Origin of the sequence: Janthinobacterium lividum (assembly GCF_034424625.1) — a bacterium.
GTDB classification, from domain to species: domain Bacteria; phylum Pseudomonadota; class Gammaproteobacteria; order Burkholderiales; family Burkholderiaceae_D; genus Janthinobacterium; species Janthinobacterium lividum.
Window position 1 is genome coordinate 767,094 of record NZ_CP139976.1, and the last position, 18,081, is coordinate 785,174.

15 protein-coding genes and 1 tRNA gene are annotated in these 18,081 nt (G+C 63.3%); 10 read left to right on the forward strand and 6 right to left on the reverse strand.

Annotated elements, in window-relative coordinates:
* Positions 1–6: 6 nt before the first annotated feature.
* Complete coding sequence (locus U0004_RS03385) at positions 7–3,216, forward strand: molybdopterin dinucleotide binding domain-containing protein (RefSeq protein ID WP_070259544.1); 3,210 nt, start codon at positions 7–9, stop codon at positions 3,214–3,216.
* Here U0004_RS03385 and U0004_RS03390 read toward each other — a convergent pair.
* The 5 genes from U0004_RS03390 to mutM are packed head-to-tail and all read right to left on the reverse strand — an operon-like array spanning position 3,213 to position 9,626.
* Entirely contained in the window at positions 3,213–3,836 is a 624-nt protein-coding gene (locus U0004_RS03390) for a response regulator transcription factor (RefSeq protein WP_034778325.1), read from the reverse strand. The two genes, U0004_RS03385 and U0004_RS03390, sit on opposite strands and share 4 nt — an antisense overlap.
* Positions 3,833–5,599 carry a sensor histidine kinase gene (locus U0004_RS03395; RefSeq protein ID WP_167468622.1) on the reverse strand — a complete coding sequence of 589 codons (1,767 nt, stop codon included), beginning with the start codon at positions 5,597–5,599 and terminating at the stop codon, positions 3,833–3,835. Before U0004_RS03395 ends, U0004_RS03390 begins: the two co-directional genes overlap by 4 nt.
* A 38-nt stretch (positions 5,600–5,637) precedes the next feature.
* Entirely contained in the window at positions 5,638–6,813 is a 1,176-nt protein-coding gene (gene mutY, locus U0004_RS03400) for an A/G-specific adenine glycosylase (RefSeq protein ID WP_070259546.1), read from the reverse strand.
* Between the two features lie 44 nt (positions 6,814–6,857).
* Entirely contained in the window at positions 6,858–8,759 is a 1,902-nt protein-coding gene (locus tag U0004_RS03405; protein ID WP_070259548.1) for a dynamin family protein, read from the reverse strand.
* 30 nt (positions 8,760–8,789) lie between these two features.
* Positions 8,790–9,626 (reverse strand): bifunctional DNA-formamidopyrimidine glycosylase/DNA-(apurinic or apyrimidinic site) lyase, encoded by an 837-nt coding sequence (mutM, locus tag U0004_RS03410; RefSeq protein WP_034778336.1) that lies wholly within the window; start codon positions 9,624–9,626, stop codon positions 8,790–8,792.
* Between the two features lie 168 nt (positions 9,627–9,794).
* On the opposite strand from mutM, the gene U0004_RS03415 reads away from it, so the two are divergent.
* From U0004_RS03415 to pth, 7 genes are all read left to right on the forward strand, one after another.
* On the forward strand, positions 9,795–11,579 hold the full coding sequence (locus U0004_RS03415) for a tetratricopeptide repeat protein (RefSeq protein WP_070259609.1): 1,785 nt from the start codon (positions 9,795–9,797) through the stop codon (positions 11,577–11,579).
* An 86-nt stretch (positions 11,580–11,665) separates the two neighbouring features.
* On the forward strand, positions 11,666–12,316 hold the full coding sequence (locus U0004_RS03420; protein ID WP_034778337.1) for an outer membrane lipoprotein LolB: 651 nt from the start codon (positions 11,666–11,668) through the stop codon (positions 12,314–12,316).
* Positions 12,313–13,197, forward strand: coding sequence for a 4-(cytidine 5'-diphospho)-2-C-methyl-D-erythritol kinase (gene ispE, locus U0004_RS03425; protein WP_070259550.1), 885 nt, complete (start codon positions 12,313–12,315; stop codon positions 13,195–13,197). The genes U0004_RS03420 and ispE overlap by 4 nt, the downstream gene beginning before the upstream one ends.
* A gap of 78 nt (positions 13,198–13,275) precedes the next feature.
* A tRNA-Gln gene (locus tag U0004_RS03430) sits at positions 13,276–13,352 on the forward strand.
* 151 nt (positions 13,353–13,503) lie between these two features.
* Entirely contained in the window at positions 13,504–14,454 is a 951-nt protein-coding gene (locus tag U0004_RS03435; protein WP_034753270.1) for a ribose-phosphate pyrophosphokinase, read from the forward strand.
* A 168-nt stretch (positions 14,455–14,622) separates the two neighbouring features.
* Positions 14,623–15,231: a 50S ribosomal protein L25/general stress protein Ctc gene (locus tag U0004_RS03440; protein WP_070259557.1), complete on the forward strand. Its 609-nt coding sequence runs from the start codon at positions 14,623–14,625 to the stop codon at positions 15,229–15,231.
* Positions 15,232–15,346: 115 nt separating this feature from the next.
* Positions 15,347–15,931 (forward strand): aminoacyl-tRNA hydrolase, encoded by a 585-nt coding sequence (gene pth / locus U0004_RS03445; RefSeq protein ID WP_034753275.1) that lies wholly within the window; start codon positions 15,347–15,349, stop codon positions 15,929–15,931.
* Here the strand turns inward: pth and U0004_RS03450 are convergent, their stop codons facing one another.
* Positions 15,932–17,029 carry a serine hydrolase domain-containing protein gene (locus tag U0004_RS03450; protein WP_070259559.1) on the reverse strand — a complete coding sequence of 366 codons (1,098 nt, stop codon included), beginning with the start codon at positions 17,027–17,029 and terminating at the stop codon, positions 15,932–15,934. It lies immediately after the preceding gene.
* Between the two features lie 118 nt (positions 17,030–17,147).
* Here U0004_RS03450 and U0004_RS03455 point away from each other — a divergent pair, with 118 nt between their 5' ends.
* Together U0004_RS03455 and U0004_RS03460 are read left to right on the forward strand one after the other, a co-directional pair.
* Complete coding sequence (locus U0004_RS03455) at positions 17,148–17,729, forward strand: hypothetical protein (protein WP_070259560.1); 582 nt, start codon at positions 17,148–17,150, stop codon at positions 17,727–17,729.
* Positions 17,729–17,962, forward strand: coding sequence for a helix-turn-helix domain-containing protein (locus U0004_RS03460; protein WP_070259561.1), 234 nt, complete (start codon positions 17,729–17,731; stop codon positions 17,960–17,962). Before U0004_RS03455 ends, U0004_RS03460 begins: the two co-directional genes overlap by 1 nt.
* The last annotated feature ends 119 nt before the right edge of the window (positions 17,963–18,081 follow it).

Here is an 18,081-nt window from a genome sequence, read left to right on the forward strand (position 1 = left end):
TCAACAATGAACGAACACATACACAACGACGTCCCTGAAGACGAAAACGAAAAACGCCGCAAGCTGCTGCGCTACGGCGCCATCGGCGGCGGGCTGGCCGCATTTGCCGCCAGCTTTTCCACCACGGCCGGCCGCATGGTCGACCATGCGCTGGGCAAGGATAAACCCGTGCAGAAACTGCATGGCAATTCCCTGCAACCCGAGTTTTCCGTCGACACGGCGACGGGGAAATTGACGGTCAATCCCGACCAGCAGGTGAGCTACACCATGTGCATGGGCTGCACCACGTTTTGCGGCGTGCGCGTGCGCCTCGACAAGAAAAGCGGCAAGGTGCTGCGCGTGGCGGGCAATCCCTACAGTCCCCTGTCGGCCGACCCGGCGCTGCCATATCAAACCTCGGTACGCGACAGCTTTGTGTCGCTGTCGCGCTTCCAGGAGCAGGGCTTGAAAGGGCGCTCGACCGCTTGCGGCCGCGGCAATGGCGTGCTGGAACAGATGGAGTCGCCGTTCCGCGTGCTGGCGCCCATGAAGCGCGTGGGTCCGCGCGGCGGCGGCCAGTGGGAACCGATCGCCTTCGACCAGCTGGTGAAGGAAGTGACGGAAGGCGGCGACCTGTTTGGCGAAGGCCACGTGCAGGGGCTGCGCGCCTTGCGCGAGCTGGAAAAACCGATCGATCCGGCGCAGCCGGAGCTGGGCCCGCAAGTGAACCAGGTGGGCCTGATGTGCAGCACCGACGATGGCCGCCTGGCGTTCGGCACGCGGTTTTTCAAGCAGTCGTACGGCAGTTTGAACCTGGTCAACCACGGTTCGTATTGCGGCGGCGCCTACCGCAGCGGCTCGGGCGCCATGTTCGGCGACATGAAGAAAATGCCGCACGCGAAAGTGGACCTGGAAAACACGGAGTTCTGCATTTTCGTCGGCACGGCGCCGGGGAATGCGGGCAACCCGTTCAAGCGCCAGGGCACCCTGATCGCGAAAGCCCGCTCGGGCAAGCGCGAATTCAGCTACGTCGTCGTCGACCCCGTGCTGACGAATGCGGACAGCCTGGCCGCGGGCGACCGCAGCCGCTGGGTACCGATCAAGCCTGGCACGGATGGCGCGCTGGCCATGGCCATGATCCGCTGGATCATCGAGCACGAACGCTATGACCGCAACTTCCTCGTGCAGCCGAACCTGAAGGTGGCGGAAGCGGCGGGCGAAGCCGCCTGGTGCAACGCCACGCATTTGATCATCAACGAGAAGGGCCATCCGCGCGACGGCCGCTACCTGCGCGCGTCCGATATCGGTGCGGTGGAACTGGCGGAAGACGAGCGCTACAAGGATGGCGACGCTTTCTGCGTGATCGATGCCGCCACCCAAGCCATCGTGCCGCACAATGCCGCCAAGGGCGAGGCGCGCCTGTTCTTCGACGGCCCGCTGGACGTGGCCGGCGCGTCGCTGCACCTGAAGACGGCCATGACGATGCTCAACGAGGAAGCGCAGCGCCACAGCATGGATGACTATGCGGCCGCCTGCGGCATCGCGCGCGACATCATCGAAGGCCTGGCGCAGGAACTGACCAGCCATGGCAAGCGCGCCGCCGTCAATGCGCACGGCGGCATGATGTCGGGCGCCGGCTTTTATAACGCGTACGCGCTGGTCATGCTCAACACCCTGATCGGCAATTTGAACCGCAAGGGCGGCACCCTCGTCAACGGCGGCAGCTTCAAGGATGCGGGACCCGGTCCGCGCTATAACCTTGAGAGTTTCGACGGCGAGATCAAGGCGGCCGGCATGCCGATCGGACGCAATGTGCCATATGAAAAAACCTCGGAATTCAAGCTGAAGAAAGAAGCGGGCAAGGCGTATCCGGCCAAGGCGCCGTGGTATCCGAACGCGCCCGCGCTGGCGACAGAATGGCTCACCAGCGCCATGAACGGCTACCCGTACACCCTGAAGGCGCTGATCCTGTGGAGCTGTAATCCTGTCTACGGCATCACGGGCTTGCGCGCGCAGATCGGCAAGGAGCTGGCCGATCCGAAGAAGATTCCCCTGATCGTCGCCATCGACCCCTTCATCAATGAAAGCTCGGCCTTTGCCGACTACCTGCTGCCCGACACCTTGCTGTATGAAAGCTGGGGCTGGGCCGGCGCCTGGGGCGGCATGCCCGTCAAAATGAGCACGGCGCGCTGGCCCGTGGTCGAACCGCGCGTGCAGAAAACGCCGGACGGCCAGACCATCTGCATGGAATCGTTCTTCATCGCGCTGGCAAAGACGATGGCCTTGCCCGGCTTCGGCCCGGACGCCTTGCAGGACATGGATGGCCAGCGCTTTCCCTTGCAGCGTGCGGAAGACTGGTATCTGCGCGGCGGCGCCAACATCGCCTGGCAAGGCAAAACATCCGTGCCGGAGGCCAACGACGACGATATCGATTTGTCCGGCGTGGCGCGCATCCGCCCTGAACTGGAGCGCACCCTGAAGCCGGAAGAGTGGCGCAAGGTGGCCTTCATGCTGGCGCGGGGAGGGCGCTACCAGAGCTATGGCGAGATGTTCGGCCTGCGTTTGCCGCCGCCGGCGAATCCCAAGGCGCCGGCAGCGCCTGCACCCGTGATCGACGAGACGCCGTATCCGCAGGACTGGTCCACGCACCGCTATCTGAAACCGATGATGCTGTACAACGAGGGACTGGGCGTGAGCAAGAACAGCTTGAGCGGCAAGCGTTTCCCCGGCACGCCCGCGTGGAGAGTGGCGGCGTTTGCCGATGGCACGCCCGTGCGCAAAGCCTATCCTGCCAGCGAGTGGCCGTTCGAGTTGATCAGTTTTAAATCGGCGCTGCAGAACTCCTACAGCATCGGCGCGCGGCGCTTGCGCGGCATCCATCCGGACAACCCGGTCGCCGTGCATCCCGACGACGCGGCCCGCTTGAAGCTGGAAAATGGCGATGAAATATACCTGGAAACGCCGGGCGGCAGGGCCAGGGCGACGGTGATGCTGCGCCATGGCGTGCAGCGGGGCGTGATCGCCATCGAACACGGTTTCGGCCACAAGGAGCATGGCGCGCGCGCGCACCGCATCGGCAAGCTGCGCCAGCCCGACGAGCCGGCCATCGGCGCGGGCATCAACCTGAATGACTTGGGGCTGACGGACCCGAGCCGCGGCGACAAGAACGTGTTTGTCGATCCTGTCTCGGGCACGTCGGTGCGGCAGGGACTGCCGGCGCGCATCGTGCGGGCCTAGATCTGGCCACCTGCCATCAGCAGCCGGGCTACCTCGGCTGCCGAATGCAGGCCCAGTTTTTCCATCGTGTTATGGCGGTGCACCTGCACCGTCTTGTCGCTGATGCCCAGTTCGCGGGCGATGACTTTCGAGGCTTTGCCTTCGGCCATCAGCAGTGCCACTTCGCGCTCGCGCGCGGTGAGCCTGGCCAGCGCCGATTGCGCCGTATTCGCGCTGGCGGCGCTGCGGCTTTCTTCCACGCTGCGGGCCACGGCGCGCGAGACGGCGTCCAGCAATACCTGGTCCTTGCACGGCTTTTCCAGAAAATCGCAGGCGCCCGCCTTCATCGTCTGCACGGCCATGGCCAGGTCGCCGTGGCCGCTGAGGAAAATCACGGGCAGCGATATGGCGTGCCCGGTCTTATTATTCAACTCCTGCTGCAGTTCCAGTCCGCTCATCAGAGGCATGCGCACGTCGAGCAGCAGACAGCCGGGTACATGGCCATCGTAGCGCTGCAGGAAATCGCGTGCCGATTCAAACGTCTGCACTTGCCAGCCGGCCGAATCGAACAGATAGGCCAGCGAGCGGCGCATGGCGGCGTCGTCGTCGACGACAAAGATGATCGCATCGCTTTCATTCATGGTGTTTCCTCTTGTATTTCCTTGTGTGCGTCCATGCCGGTATCTTCGGACAGGCGGAACCAGACCGTCAAGCCCGGCGCATCGGCATTGGCATGTGCCGACAGGCTGCCGCCGAACGATTCGATGATGCTTTTGCTGAGCGACATGCCCAGTCCCAGGCCTTCGGCCTTGGTGGTAAAAAACGGTTCGAACAGGCGCGCCATCTGCGCCGTCGGCAGGCCGCAGCCGGCGTCGCGCACGGCCACCGTGCAGGCGCCGTTTTCGCGGTGCAGCAGCACGCCGATGGCGTGCTGCGGATTGCCGTTTTCTACCTGCGCATCGAGCGCATTCTTGAGCAGATTGAGCAGCACCTGCTGCACCTGCTGCGGGTCGGCCAGCACGCGCGGTGCAGCGCTGACCGTCTCGTGGCGCCAGGCTATCCTCGCTTGCGGATGGGCCGCGCGGAACAGCGATACCGCTTGCTCGACGGCGTCGGCCAGGGCGAAGGCCGTGCTGTGCGCGGGACGCTTTCGCGCCATCGCGCGGATGTGGCGGATGATGGCGCCCGCGCGTTCACTTTGCGTGGCGATTTCCTGCGCGCCGTCGAGCAGGGGCGCCGCATCGAGCCGGCCCGCCGTGATGCGGCGCGCCATGCCGCGCGCGAAATTGCCGATGGCTGCCAGCGGCTGGTTCAATTCGTGCGCGATGGCGCTGGCCATCTCGCCCAGGATCGCCAGGCGCGCCGTGTGGTCGAGCGTGGCCTGGCGCTGGCGTGCCTGCTCTTCCAGCGCGCGCTGCTGGTGCTGGGCGGCGCGCAATTGCTCCGTGCGCCGGCTGACCAGGTATTCCACGCGTACCGTGTGCACGGCCCAGGCGACGAGCAAGGCCAGCACCAGCAGCATCCAGCCCCAGTAGCGGCGCAGCGCCGTCTCGAACGTCAGCTTGTCCAGGTAAGCGTAGGGGCCGATGCGCAGGTCGCGGAACAGTTCATCGACGATCTGGTAATCGCTGGGCACCGTCCAGCTGTAGCCTTCATCTGTGCGCGGCATGGCCAGCAGGGCCTGCGCCACTTTTTTCGCCAGCGCGGGCGGCGTCTGGCGCAGGGCCACGAAGGGCCAGTCCGGATACAGCCGCGACGAGCTGGCGCAGCGAAATCCGGGAATCGGGCGCGTGGTGATCACGCGCAGTTCATCGGTCCGCACTTCGCCGCGCGCCACCATCTGTTCCAGCAAACAGGTGCGCACGATGCCCGCATCCATGTGCCCTGACCGCACGGCGTCGACGATCTGCTGCGAAGGGAAACCGCTGTAGCGCAGGCTGGCAAAATCATGCGTGGGATCGATGCCCGCTTCGCGCAATTCGCGCGCGGCGATCTGGTAACCGCCAAACGCATCGGGCGCCACGGCCATCACGTTCTTGCCCGCCAGGTCGGCCAGGTCATGCAGCGGCGAGGCGCTGCGCACGACGATGGCCGACCCGATGGCCTGGCGCGGAGAATCCGTCCACGGCGATTCGAGCGTGGCGATGCGGCTGGCGCCGTCGCTGTGTTCGAGCGCCACGTAATGGCCGCTGCTGGTGATGGCAAAGGCGATGGCTTGCGACTGCACGGCGCGGGTCAGGCCCGCCTGGTCGTAGTCGGCCAGGATGAAGCGGATGCCGGGAATGCTGGCCTGCAGGTGGCGCGTCACGTACGACCAATCCTGCTGCACGGCGTCGCCACCCTTGTAGGCGAGTACACCGATGCGTACCTCCGGTAGCTCGTCAGCCGCTTGAGCGCCGTGCAAACACAGCGCCGTCAGTGCGAAGAGTAAAAAACGCCGCACTAGAACATGCTGCGCTGCGCCGAACGCGCATCGCCGAACAGGTCCAGCAGCAGTTTCTTGATGGGCGCTGGCAGTGGCGCGTCCGCGATTTTCGCGCCGTCGTACCAGACGTGCGTGGACTCTCCGGCCAGCGCCAGGCGCCGCGCCAGGGTGATGCGGCAGGGAACGATGTGCAGCTTGTAGTGGGTAAACACGTGCACGATGGGCAGCAGCCGTTCCTGCGTTTCGATCTGGCCGAATGGCGCCACGGCGCGCGCCAGCGCATCCTGGTCGATGTCGCGCGGACAGTCCTCGCCGGCCAGCACGTGGCCATCGAGTTCGGGCAAGGACAGCAAGCCGCCCCAGATGCCCGAGCCCGGGCGCTGCTCCAGCAGCACCTTGCCGTCGTCGATGATGACCAGCATGACGGCGTGTTTTTCCGGGCTGGTTTTCTTCGGTTTGCGCACGGGCAGATCCTTGGTGCGGCCGGTGGCGTAGGCCACGCAGCGCGGCTGCAGCGGACAGCGGCCGCAATCGGGACTGCTGCGCGTGCACAGGGTGGCGCCAAAGTCCATCAGGCCCTGTGTGTAGGCTTCGATGCCTGAATCTATTCCCGCTGCGGGCAGCAGTGCTTCGGCGCGGCGCCACATGGCTTCCTCGACGCGTTTTTCGCCGGGATAGGCGTCGATGCCAAACGTGCGCGCAAAGACGCGCTTGACGTTGCCGTCCATGATGGCTGCGCGCGTGCCGCTGGAAAACGCGGAGATGGCGGCCGCCGTCGAGCGGCCGATGCCGGGCAGGTCGGCCAGCAGGGCCGGGTCGCTGGGGAAGACGCCATCGTATTCGGCGACCACGCGCTGCGCGCACTTGTGCAGGTTGCGCGCCCGCGTGTAGTAACCGAGGCCGCTCCACTGCGCCATCACGTCTTCCACGGGGGCTGCCGCCAAATCGCGCAGGGTAGGAAAGCGTTCGAGGAAGCGCGCGTAGTAGCCGAGTACGGCGGTGACCTGCGTTTGCTGCAGCATGATTTCGGACAGCCAGATCAAATAGGCGTCGCGCGTGTTTTGCCATGGCAGCGCATGGCGGCCATGCTGCTTTTGCCAGGCGATGATGGTGGCGGAAAAACTAGGGTCGATATAGTCTTCTAAAGGTGCCGCGCCCGTGGCGGGCGAGAGCGGATGCAGCAGACGTTTCATGCAGGGTTCCAGTGTTCTGTTGTTTGATGTTGCTGATGTTGCGCTCAGCTTGCGCTGGCGGCGCGCAAGGCAGCGAGCAATTGCGCCAGCTGGGCCTTGTCGCGTTCAAGCGCCGCCAGGCTGGCTTCAAAGCCGGCGATTTTCTGTTCCAGGCTGCCCGTGGCGTCGTGGATGCGCTGGATCGAGGCAAAGCGCAGTTTCAGCTGTTCCTTGTACTCGACGATCTGCGCTTCGAGGGGCGCCATGATGACTTTCAGCCAGGCGCTGGCGTCGTCGTTGGCGTTGGTGAAACTGCGGCGCACGCGCGAGGCGATGGTGTCGAAGAATTTTTCCATCAGCACGACCCGGCTGGTGGTCAGCAGGGTGGCCGTGCCGAACTGCTTATGGTAGACGGCTTCGATATCGGCGATTTCCTGGCGGTAGCGGGCCAGGGAAAACGGCATCGGCAAGGCCAGCGCCAAGCCATGTTCGGTGGCGAATTTGCGGTACATCACGTTCATCATTTCCGTGATCTCGGTCGTCTTGCCTTCCGAGCGGTCCAGGTTACTGGCGATGCGCTCGAAATACTGGCGCACGGCTTCGCGCAAGCCCGTGAAAAAGCGGCTGCGCTGCATGGCCGTGCGCACGCCGTCGATATCGTCGCGCACGATGTCCATGCCCAGGCTCGTGTACAGCTCTGTCGACAGGCGGGTAAACACGGCGCGCGTCGCTTGCAGCTTGAACAGGCTGCTGTCGAATTCCTTCTTCTCGATATCGATGCGGCGCATCATGTGCGCGATCACGCTCTGGTTCTTGCCGCGCAGGCTGTGCAGCTCGTGCAACTGCTCGGCGATGCCGCGCGCGCGTGCCGCCGCCTGCACCTGCTGCGCCGCTTCGATGGCGTCCAGGTCGAACGCCAGCTGGCGCCGGATGATCTCCTTGCGCGCGGGGATCAGCTCCTCGAACAGGGCCGTCTCCAGCGCCTGCAAGCGGCTCTTTTCCAGCAGCGCCGCGTCCTGGTTGATCTTGCCCACCAGGGCCTTTTGCGCCGAGACGGGAAACACCTGGCCAGCATCCAGCATCAGCAGGTGCGCCACGCTGGCCTGCTGGCGTTCGATGGCTTGCGCCACCTCGGCATCGCCGCGCAACTCATCCCACATGCTGTCGATCTTGTTGAGCACCACCAGGCGCCCCGCGCCGGCGCCGATATGGTTGCGCCATACCTCGATGTCGCTGCGCGTGACGCCCGTGTCGGCCGCCAGGATGAACAGCACCGCGTGCGCATTCGGGATCAGGTTCAGGGTCAGTTCCGGTTCCGTGCCGATGGCGTTCAGGCCGGGCGTGTCGAGGATCACCAGGCCCTGTTTCAGCAGCGGATGGGGGAAGTTGATGATGGCGTGGCGCCACATGGAGATTTCCACCTGGCCGTCCTCGTCCAGCATGGCGGGGGCGTCCGCATCGTCGGCGTCGTACAGGCCGTAGCGCGCCGCCTCTTCGATGCTGACTTTTTTCGTCAGGCTGACCTGGCGGATGGCTTCCTGCATGTCGCCGCCCGCGTCGATGTTCAGGGGCAGGACGGTCCAGGCGGCGGGCAGATCGCGGTAGTCGCTGGTCGACAGGTTCTGCGCGCGCGTCTCGATGGGCAGCAGGCGGATGGACGGCTGCCAGGCCGCGTCGTACAGCAGCTCGGTGGGACACATGGTGGTGCGGCCCGCGCCCGAGGGCAGGATGCGCTGGCCGTAGCCGGCAAAGAAGATGGCGTTGATCAGCTCGGATTTGCCGCGCGAGAATTCCGCTACGAAGGCGACCGATAAACGGTCGTCGGCCAGGCGGGAGCCACAGCGCGCCAGGCGCAGCGCGGAGGCGCCGTCGACCAGGCCCGCCGCGCTGGCGGCTTGCCGGTATGCCTGCAAGGCGGCCTGTACGTCCTGCCGCCATGCGCTGTATTGTTCCAGGTCCCTGACCATCTGGCTCCCTCCGTGAGTGTGTGAGTGTGTTTACTTTTGACAATTCACGCAGTAAAACGTGGAACGCTGTCCCTGGACGATCTGGCGGATCGGCGCGCCGCACACGCGGCATGGCTTGCCCGCGCGGTTGTACGTGAAATACGTCTGCTGGAAGTAGCCGGACTGGCCGTTCACGCCGATGAAATCGCGCAGGGTGCTGCCGCCTTGCACGATGGCTTCTGCCAGCACGTCGCGGATCGATTGCGCCAGTTTCTCATAGCGGGCCAGGCCGATGCGCCGGGCTGGCGTCTTCGGGTTGATCCCCGCGCGGAACAGGCTTTCGGAACAATAGATATTGCCCACGCCGACGACGATGTCGCCCGCCATCAGCACCTGCTTGATATTGGTACCCTTGTTGCGCGTTTTCTCGAATAGCAGCTGGCCCGTGAAGCCGCCTTCCAGCGGTTCCGTGCCCAGGCCGCGCAGCAGCGCGTGGCCGTCGAGCGGGCCGTCGGCCTCGTCGTGCCACAACACGGCGCCAAAGCGGCGCGGGTCCGTCATGCGCAGTACCTGGCTGCCGCCTTCCGCGTCTTCCACGATGAGGTCGAAATGGTCGTGCTTTTGCGCCTCCGTCCCCGTCGGCAGCACGCGCAAATGGCCCGACATGCCCAGGTGGATGATCAGGGTGCCGTGGCGGAAGTGGATCAGCAGGTACTTGCCGCGCCGCCCCGTCAGGCCGATGGTTTGCCCCGACAGTTGCTCGCCCAGGGCAGGGGGGAAGGGCCAGCGCAGGCCGTCGCGGCGCAGCACGACGGAGCGCACGGCGCGGCCTTCGAGATGGGGCGCGACACCGCGCCGTGTGACTTCGACTTCTGGCAATTCTGGCATAGGGCTCGAATGGTGGAAAACCGGGTAAAAAAACAGGCGGGTTGCCGGCGGATGGCTGGCCCGGGCGCGCTACGCCGCCACGACGTATATATTTCGTTACATACGTGAAGTACGCGATAGCCGCGTTGGGCGTAGAATCAAACTTTGCCGTTCAGCCAGGATCAGCCTTTGAAAAACGCTTTCGCCATTGTAACCTTGTCCGCCCTGATGGCCACGCATGCCATGGCACAGACGCCTGTTGCCCCTGTCGATGGGGCGGCCAGTCCCGCTGCGGCCGCTGCGTCGCAAGCGCCCGGTACCGAGTCCGGCGACGACGCCAAGGGCGAGAAGCTGCCCAAGGTCGAGTTGAGCAGCGATTTGCTGTACAAGCTGACCAAGGCTGAAATGGAATTCAAGAGCGGCCAGTGGCAAGGGCCGTACGTGACGATGATGGTGGCGGCGCAACAGACGCGCGACCCGCGCCTGGCGCGCCGCGCTTCCGAAATGGCGCTGGCCGCCAAGCAGGGCAGCGAGGCGCTGGCGGCCATCCGCCTGTGGCGCGACCTGGCGCCCGAATCCGATGAGGCGACCCAGTTCTTCCTCGGCTTCGTCGTATTGACGGACAAGATCGAAGAAGCGGAACCGATTTTTGCCCAGCGCCTGGCCAATGCGCCGCAGGGCGCGCGCGGCGTGGCCCTGTTCCAGATGCAGCAGATCCTGTCGCGGGCGAATGACAAGCTGTATGCCTACGCGATGGTGACGCGCCTGGTGCAGCCCTACCTGGACATGTTCGAAGCGCACCTGGTGCTGGCGCAGGGCGCCCTGTCGCTCGGCGAGCGCGAGCGCGCCATCGGCGAAGCGAACAAGGCGCTGGCCATCAAGCCGAACTCCGAGCTGGCCGCGCTGACCCTGGCGCAGGTGACGGGCGAGCCCGAGGCTGCAGGCAAGGTGCTGGCCACTTTCCTGCAAAAGAATCCCGATGCCGTCGAAGTGCGCGGCGCGTATGCGCGCCTGCTGGTCGAGCAAAAACAGCTGGAGCCGGCGCGCGACCAGTTCCTGCTGCTGCTGAAAAGCCAGCCCGATAACGTGGGGGGCCTGTATGCGCTGGGCATCGTGGCGCTGCAGCTGGAAGACACCAAGGGCGCGGAGCAGTACTTCAAGCGCTTCCTGGCCGTGCTGGATAAAAATCCTGGCGACGCGCGCGATCCGTTCAAGGCCTTGATGATACTGTCGCAGATCGCCGAGACGCGCGGCGACACGGCCGGCGCCATCGCCTGGCTGGACAAGGTCGACAACAGCGCTTCCGCCGGCTATGTCGAGGCGCGCTTGCGCCGCGCCCAGCTGATCGCCCGCGGCGGCAATCTCGATGCGGCGCGCAAGGCGCTGACGGAAATCGAAACGGACGATCCGGCAAGCCAGGCGCAGGTGCTGCTGGTCGACGCGCAATTCCTGCGCGATGCCGGCTATGTGCAAAGCGCCTATGCGGTGCTGGAAAACGCCTTGCTGCGCTTCCCCGACAATCCGGAACTGCTGTACGACTACGCCCTGCTGGCCGAGCGCCTGGATAAACTCGAGCTGATGGAAGCGAGCCTGCGCCGCGTGATGGCGCTGGCGCCCGACAATCAGCATGCGTATAACGCCCTCGGCTACTCGCTGGCCGAACGGGGCATCCGCCTTGAGGAAGCCCATGCGCTGATCGAAAAAGCCTTGCAGATGGCGCCGGGCGACCCGTTCATCATGGACAGCATGGGCTGGGTGCAGTTCCGCATGGGCAACCTGGCCGCCGCGGAAAATTCGCTGCGCCGCGCCTATGCCGTGCGCAGCGATCCGGAAATCGCCGTCCACCTGGGCGAAGTGCTGTGGCAGAAGGGCGACAAGGCCGAAGCGCAAAAGCTGTGGCGCGAGGCGCAAGGCAAGGACCCGAAAAACGATGCGCTGAAAAGTACGCTGGCGCGCTTGAATGTCAGTTTGTGATTGTTAACCCAAGGGCAAATTCTGGGGTCAGACCCTGAGGGTCAGACCCCGGGTTTTGCACTTGGGGTGAACTCAAAAAATTCCCCATGCCAAAAAACTTCATCCCTCTGACTGTCCTGTGCCTGTCCCTCTCGGCCTGCTCGACCCTGACTTCCCCCTTTTCGTCCGGCGCCGCGCCGTCCGGTAATGCCGTCGCGCCTTACCGCGAACAGGTGGAACTGACGGGCCGCCTGAACGTCGTGTACCAGAAGGATGACAAGCCTGAATCGGCCACCGTCAATTTCAACTGGCAACAGACGGCGCAGCGCACGGACGTGACCCTGTATTCGCCTGTCGGCAGTACGCTGGCGACGATTGCCGTCACGCCGCAGCAAGCCGTATTGACGCAGAGCGGCAAGGCGCCGCGCAGCGCGCCCGATGTCGATACCCTGAGCGCGCAGATGCTGGGTTGGTCCTTGCCCGTGTCGGGCTTGCGCGACTGGCTGCAAGGCTATGCCGTGGGCGCCGATGGCAAACGTTTCGTCGCTTCGCCGGCGAACGACAGCGTCACCACGAAAGATGGCTGGCGCTTGCGCTATGTGTCGTGGCAAGAAGTAGGGCAAAATGCGGCCGACAATACACCGGGCGCCTTGCCCCAACCGCGGCGTATCGATGCCGAACGCAATGCCAGTGCGCAGGCCGATGCCGTCTCGCTGCGCATCGTGCTCGATCCCGCCCCATCCGCTCAAGCACAATGACGTTGACTACCCTGAATAACTGCCCGGCTCCCGCCAAGCTGAACCTCTTTTTGCACGTCAACGGCCGCCGCGCCGATGGCTACCATCTGCTGCAGACGGTGTTCCAGTTGCTCGACCATGGCGACACCTTGCACTTCGCGCTGCGCGACGACGCGCTGATCCGCCGCGTGACGGCACTGGCCGGCGTGCCGGAAGAACAGGATTTGATCATCCGCGCCGCCAAGCTGCTGCAGGCGGAAGTGCTGCGCCGCACGGGCGCCTTGCCGCGCGGCGTCGATATCGCCATCGACAAGGTGCTGCCCATGGGCGGCGGACTCGGCGGCGGTTCATCCGATGCGGCCACGGCCCTGATGGCATTGAACCGCCTGTGGCAAGCGGGCTTGAGCCGCGAGGAATTGATGGCGCTGGGCTTGCCGCTGGGCGCCGATATCCCGTTTTTCATCTTTGGCGAAAACGCCTTTGCCGAAGGCGTGGGCGAGGCCTTGCAGCCCGTCGCCACGCCCGAATGCTGGTACGTGGTGATCGAGCCGGGCGTGCAAGTGCCGACCGCCGCAATTTTTTGCGCGGAAGGCTTGACGAGAAATACCGAACCCGTCACAATAGCGGACTTTTCCAGGTACCTCGCAGAAGGAAACGATGCGGGCGGGTTTGGCAAGAATGATTTACAGCAAGTGGCATGCAGTCTTTTCAAGCCGGTAGCAGATGCGGTAGAATGGCTGGGTGCTTACGGTGAGGCCAGGATGACTGGCTCCGGTGCTTGTGTATTCAGTGCGTTTGGCAGTCAGGAAGAAGCGGATGCGGTGCTCAGCAATGTGCCACCGGTCTGGATCGCCTGGAAGGCAAAAGCGCTGAGCCGCCACCCGATGCTCACCATGTTGTAGAGAGCAAAAAAAGATTTTGCTTAGCGTCAAATAGTCGGTATAATACTGGCCAACATGACGGCAAGCAGTCAGTAACGTAGGGGAATCGCCAAGCTGGTTAAGGCACTGGATTTTGATTCCAGCATGCGAAGGTTCGAATCCTTCTTCCCCTGCCACCATTTCACCGTAGTCTGTCGATGCGAAGTTGGCGTCCAGTACGGGAAAAAAGCAGATATGTTGCCACGCGGCATATTCTAAACAATGACTGACCGGGCCTATGCCCGGTTAGTGCTTTTCAAGACTTCTATATCACCTCTTGGGACTCCCATGGCTTACGAAAACCTGATGGTTTTTACCGGCAACGCGAATCCAGCGTTGGCAGAGGGGGTCGCAAAAAACCTCGGCATCCCTCTCGGTAAAGCAAACGTTTCGAAATTCTCCGACGGCGAAGTAATGGTCGAGATTAACGAAAACGTGCGCGGCAAGGATGTTTTTGTTTTGCAATCCACCTGTGCTCCAACCAACGACAGCCTGATGGAAATCATGCTGATGGTTGATGCCTTGAAACGTGCTTCCGCTGGCCGCATCACCGCCGCAATTCCTTACTTCGGCTACGCCCGCCAAGACCGTCGTCCACGCTCCGCGCGTGTGGCGATTTCGGCCAAGGTGGTGGCGAACATGCTGGAAGAAGCCGGTGTCGAGCGCGTCCTGATCATGGACTTGCACGCTGACCAGATTCAAGGTTTCTTCGATATTCCAGTCGACAATATTTACGCTTCGCCAATTTTGCTGGGCGACCTGCAAAAGAAAAACTACCAGGACCTGCTGGTGGTGTCGCCGGACGTCGGCGGTGTGGTACGTGCGCGCGCCCTGGCAAAACGCCTGGGCTGCGACCTGGCCATCATCGACAAGCGTCGTCCAAAAGCGAACGTGTCCGAAGTGATGAACATCATCGGTGAAGTCGAAGGCCGCAACTGCGTGATCATGGATGACATGGTCGACACGGCAGGTACCCTGACCAAGGCTGCCGAAGTGCTCAAAGAGCGCGGCGCGAAAAAAGTCGTGGCGTATTGCACGCACGCGGTGCTGTCGGGCCCGGCGATTGACCGTATTTCGGCATCGCCACTCGATGAGCTGGTCGTGACCGATACGATCCCCCTGTCCGAAGCGGCCCTGGCCTGCGGCAAGATCCGTCAATTGACGTGCGCGCCGCTGCTGGCCGAGACGTTCAAGCGCATCATCAAGGGTGATTCGGTTATTTCCCTCTTTATCGATTAATTCGACAAGAGCAGCAACAGACGTAATGCCTGCGGCGCGACCGGCTTTTTGCCTGTTGCGCCGCAGTGTTTTCATTTTCGGGGTGTTTTTCACCCCATTTTCGAGGATTCCTGGTCGCGGGAGTCTTCATAACACAAGGCGCAAGCCTTGTTCTTCTTGGAGTTTCACATGAAAGTTATCGCATTTAAACGCGAATTGCAAGGTTCCGGAGCGAGCCGCCGCCTGCGCATTTCCGGCCAAACCCCTGGTATCGTCTACGGTGGCGCTGAAGCCCCGGTGCTGATCTCGCTGGATCACAACGCCCTGTACCACGCGTTGAAAAAAGAAGTGTTCCACTCGTCGATCCTGGACCTGGAAATCGACGGCGTTTCCCAGCAAGTTCTGTTGCGCGACTTCCAAGTCCACGCATACAAACAACTGGTTCTGCACGCTGACTTCCAGCGCGTTGACTCGAAGCAAGCTATCCACGTGAAAGTGGCGCTGCACTTCATCAACGCTGACGTTTCCCCAGCAGTCAAACTGCACGGCGCGACCATCAGCCACGTAGCCAACGAAATCGAAGTTTCGTGCCTGCCAGGCCAACTGCCAGAATTCATCAACGTTGACCTGTCGAACATCGACGTCGGTCACTCGCTGCACGTTGGCGACCTGGTCCTGCCAGCTGGCGTGACCGCTGTCACCCACGGCGCCAACCTGACCATCGCTACCGCTTCGGTACCGGCTGGCCACGTTGCTGCTGAAGCCGCTGCTGCTGAAGTTGTTGCTGACAAGAAGTAATTTTGCCGCCGCAGCAATGCGGTAGTCGCAAGGAAAAACCCGTCCGGTTCGCTCCGGACGGGTTTTTTTCTGCCTGTTTTCACCGATAATACGTTTTTACACTGCAGACACAGCCATGCCCATACGCCTGATCGTCGGCCTCGGCAACCCGGGACCCGAATACGAACAAACCCGCCACAATGCCGGCTTCTGGCTGGTGGACAACCTCGCCAACAGCTTGCCCGGCACGCGCTTGCAGCGCGATTCGCGCTATAACGCCATGCTGGCCAAGACTTCCATCGGCGGCAATGAAGTCTGGCTGCTCGAGCCGCTGACCTTCATGAACCGCTCGGGCCAGTCCGTGGGCGCGCTGGCGCGCTTCTTCAAGATTGCCGCCGACGAAGTGCTCGTCGTGCACGACGAACTCGATCTGATGCCTGGCATCGCGCGCCTGAAGAAGGGCGGCTCGGCCGGCGGCCATAATGGCTTGAAGGACATCACTGCCGCGCTGGGTACGCAGGATTACTGGCGCTTGCGCCTGGGCATCGGCCATCCGCGCACCTTGAGCCTGCAGCAGCAGGTGGCCGATTTCGTGCTGCACCGCCCGCGCCGCGAAGACCAGGAGCTGATCGAGCAGGCGATCGACAAATCCTTGCAGGTGATGCCGCAGATCGTCGAGGGCAAGTTCGAGGCGGCAACCATGAAGTTGCACACCGCGTAATTATTTCCCCGCCTTGCCGAAGCCGGCCATGATGGTTTTCGCCATCTGCTGCTGGCTGGCCTGGGCGCTGCCGCCTTCGCCCGCGTTGGCGGCGATCAGCAAGCCGTCGCCGCTGCCGGGTGCCAGCGCGATCAGCGCGTGCCAGTAGCCGTTCGAACCCAGGTGCGTGAGCACGCGCTGCGGGGCCTGGGGCGGAAAGTGCATCACGCCCCAGCCCAATGCCGCATTCGTGTCGCCCTGCGCCGTGTGCAGCAACACATACGTTTCCTGTTTCAGCAGTTTCCCCTTGCCTTGCTCGCCATGCAGTTGATCGAGCGCAAACTTGGCCCAGTCTTGCATGCTCAGGTGAATCTCCCCATCGGGCGCCATCATCAGCGGATTGCTGGCCATCAAGCCGGCAATCGGCTTGTTTTCCTTGTGACCCAGGTTTTGTCCCCGCACGGTGGGGCCGAAGGCGGCCCGCATGTCCAGCGGGCCGAACACCTCCGCCTGCATCAGTTCCTCATATGTCTTGCCCGTGACCCGCTCGGCGATGGCGGCGGCGATCATGGCGCCGCTGTTCGAGTAGTGCGATTCGCCGCGCGGCGCGGCTACCGGCGCATCGGCCAGCGCCCGCTGCGCGTATTCCAGGCGCAGCAGGGGCAATGGCCGCGTGTCCGTATAGGTGGAATTGATCCATGCCTCATCGGGGTTGGGCGGCAGGCCGGCGCGGTGCGACAGCAGATCCATCAGGTTGACATCGCGGTACTCGGCGCGCATGCCGCCGGCCAGCGCGGGCAGCATGCTGGACAGCGGCGCATCCCACGACAGCACGCCCCGTTCCACCAGCCGCGCGATCAGGGTCACCGTCATGGCCTTGCCGTCGGAGCCGATATTCCACACGTCATCGGCGCGCACGCTATCGTGCCCGTCGTTGGCCCGCACGCCCGCTTGCGTTTGCGCTTCGATCTTGCCGTCGCGGATGACGAGAATGGCCATGGCCGGCACGCTCTTGTCGGCCAGCGCCTGCTGCAGCATGGCATGCAAGTCATGGGCGCGGGCGGCGCCGCTGAGCAAAAAGGCGGTGCTGCAAACGAGTGAGGCAAGCAGGGTTTTCATGGTGTCTCCAGTCGATAGGGGTGAGCGAACATGTTAAAATGGTCGCAAAACATGATTTAATTATTGTTTTACGATAATTTATTCTAACGAGACTTGACGCTTTCGTATACTTTTAAATATGAAAAAAAATCCAGAGGGACCGGCGGCGCTGAGCCGGCGCGTGCGCTACGGCGTCTCCGCGTTCTTTGTGCTGTACCTGCTGCTGACGGTGCTGGGCTGGCTGGCGCCCGCGCCGGCCGCGCACGGCAGCCTGGGCGATGCGGGCATGTATGAATTGTTGCTGCAATTGCAGAGCCAGCCATTCGAGCGCCTGGCGGCCATGCCCTTGTGGCAGCGGGGTCTGGGTCTGGGCCTGGCGCTGGCCTTGCCAGCCTTGCTGGTGCTGGGCGACGCCGTACGCCAGCTGGCCGTGGTCTTGCGCCAGTTCGAGCAGGGGGTGTTTTTTACGCCGCAGGTGGCGCAGCGCTTTCGCCGTTTTGCCGGCGGCTTGCTGCTGGGAACGGTGTTGACGTTGCTGGAGCCGACCGTGCGCGGCATGCTGTTTGGCTTGCTGGACGAGGGGACGAGCCAGTTGCGCCTGGTCATCGACATCACGGGCGGCGACTTGTGGACCTTGCTGCTGTGCACGGTTTTCCTTGCGCTGGCGCAAATCCTGCATGAAGGCCAGCGCCTGGCCGATGAAAACAGCGGGTTTATCTGATGGGCATCGTCGTGCGTCTCGACCTGGTACTGGCCAGGAAAAAAGTGAAATCGAAGGAACTGGCGGCCTTCATCGGCATCACGGAACAGAATTTGTCCCTCTTAAAGTCGGGCAAGGTGCGCGGCGTGCGTTTCGATACCCTGTCGAAAATCTGCGAGATGCTCGAATGCCAGCCCGGCGACATCCTGGAATTCGATGCGTCGCAGCCGGGCGACGGGGATGGCGACAGTTAGCGGCACAGAGGGCGGTTTTTTTGAAGAGTAGGGTGCATAGAGGTACAATTGACCCTTACAAGCATTAATACAGCAAGATTATCCAGAAAACGCCCGCAACGGCCGTTTTGCACCAGCCG

Bases quoted from the DNA above. Each gene is read 5' to 3' on its own strand.
- U0004_RS03385 (WP_070259544.1), top strand. From the start codon at position 7: ATGAACGAACACATACACAACGACGTCCCTGAAGACGAAAACGAAAAA.
- U0004_RS03390 (WP_034778325.1), bottom strand. From the start codon at position 3,836: ATGAATGAAAGCGATGCGATCATCTTTGTCGTCGACGACGACGCCGCC.
- mutY (WP_070259546.1), bottom strand. From the start codon at position 6,813: ATGAAACGTCTGCTGCATCCGCTCTCGCCCGCCACGGGCGCGGCACCT.
- U0004_RS03405 (WP_070259548.1), bottom strand. From the start codon at position 8,759: ATGGTCAGGGACCTGGAACAATACAGCGCATGGCGGCAGGACGTACAG.
- mutM (WP_034778336.1), bottom strand. From the start codon at position 9,626: ATGCCAGAATTGCCAGAAGTCGAAGTCACACGGCGCGGTGTCGCGCCC.
- U0004_RS03420 (WP_034778337.1), top strand. From the start codon at position 11,666: ATGCCAAAAAACTTCATCCCTCTGACTGTCCTGTGCCTGTCCCTCTCG.
- ispE (WP_070259550.1), top strand. From the start codon at position 12,313: ATGACGTTGACTACCCTGAATAACTGCCCGGCTCCCGCCAAGCTGAAC.
- U0004_RS03435 (WP_034753270.1), top strand. From the start codon at position 13,504: ATGGCTTACGAAAACCTGATGGTTTTTACCGGCAACGCGAATCCAGCG.
- U0004_RS03440 (WP_070259557.1), top strand. From the start codon at position 14,623: ATGAAAGTTATCGCATTTAAACGCGAATTGCAAGGTTCCGGAGCGAGC.
- pth (WP_034753275.1), top strand. From the start codon at position 15,347: ATGCCCATACGCCTGATCGTCGGCCTCGGCAACCCGGGACCCGAATAC.
- U0004_RS03450 (WP_070259559.1), bottom strand. From the start codon at position 17,029: ATGAAAACCCTGCTTGCCTCACTCGTTTGCAGCACCGCCTTTTTGCTC.
- U0004_RS03455 (WP_070259560.1), top strand. From the start codon at position 17,148: ATGAAAAAAAATCCAGAGGGACCGGCGGCGCTGAGCCGGCGCGTGCGC.
- U0004_RS03460 (WP_070259561.1), top strand. From the start codon at position 17,729: ATGGGCATCGTCGTGCGTCTCGACCTGGTACTGGCCAGGAAAAAAGTG.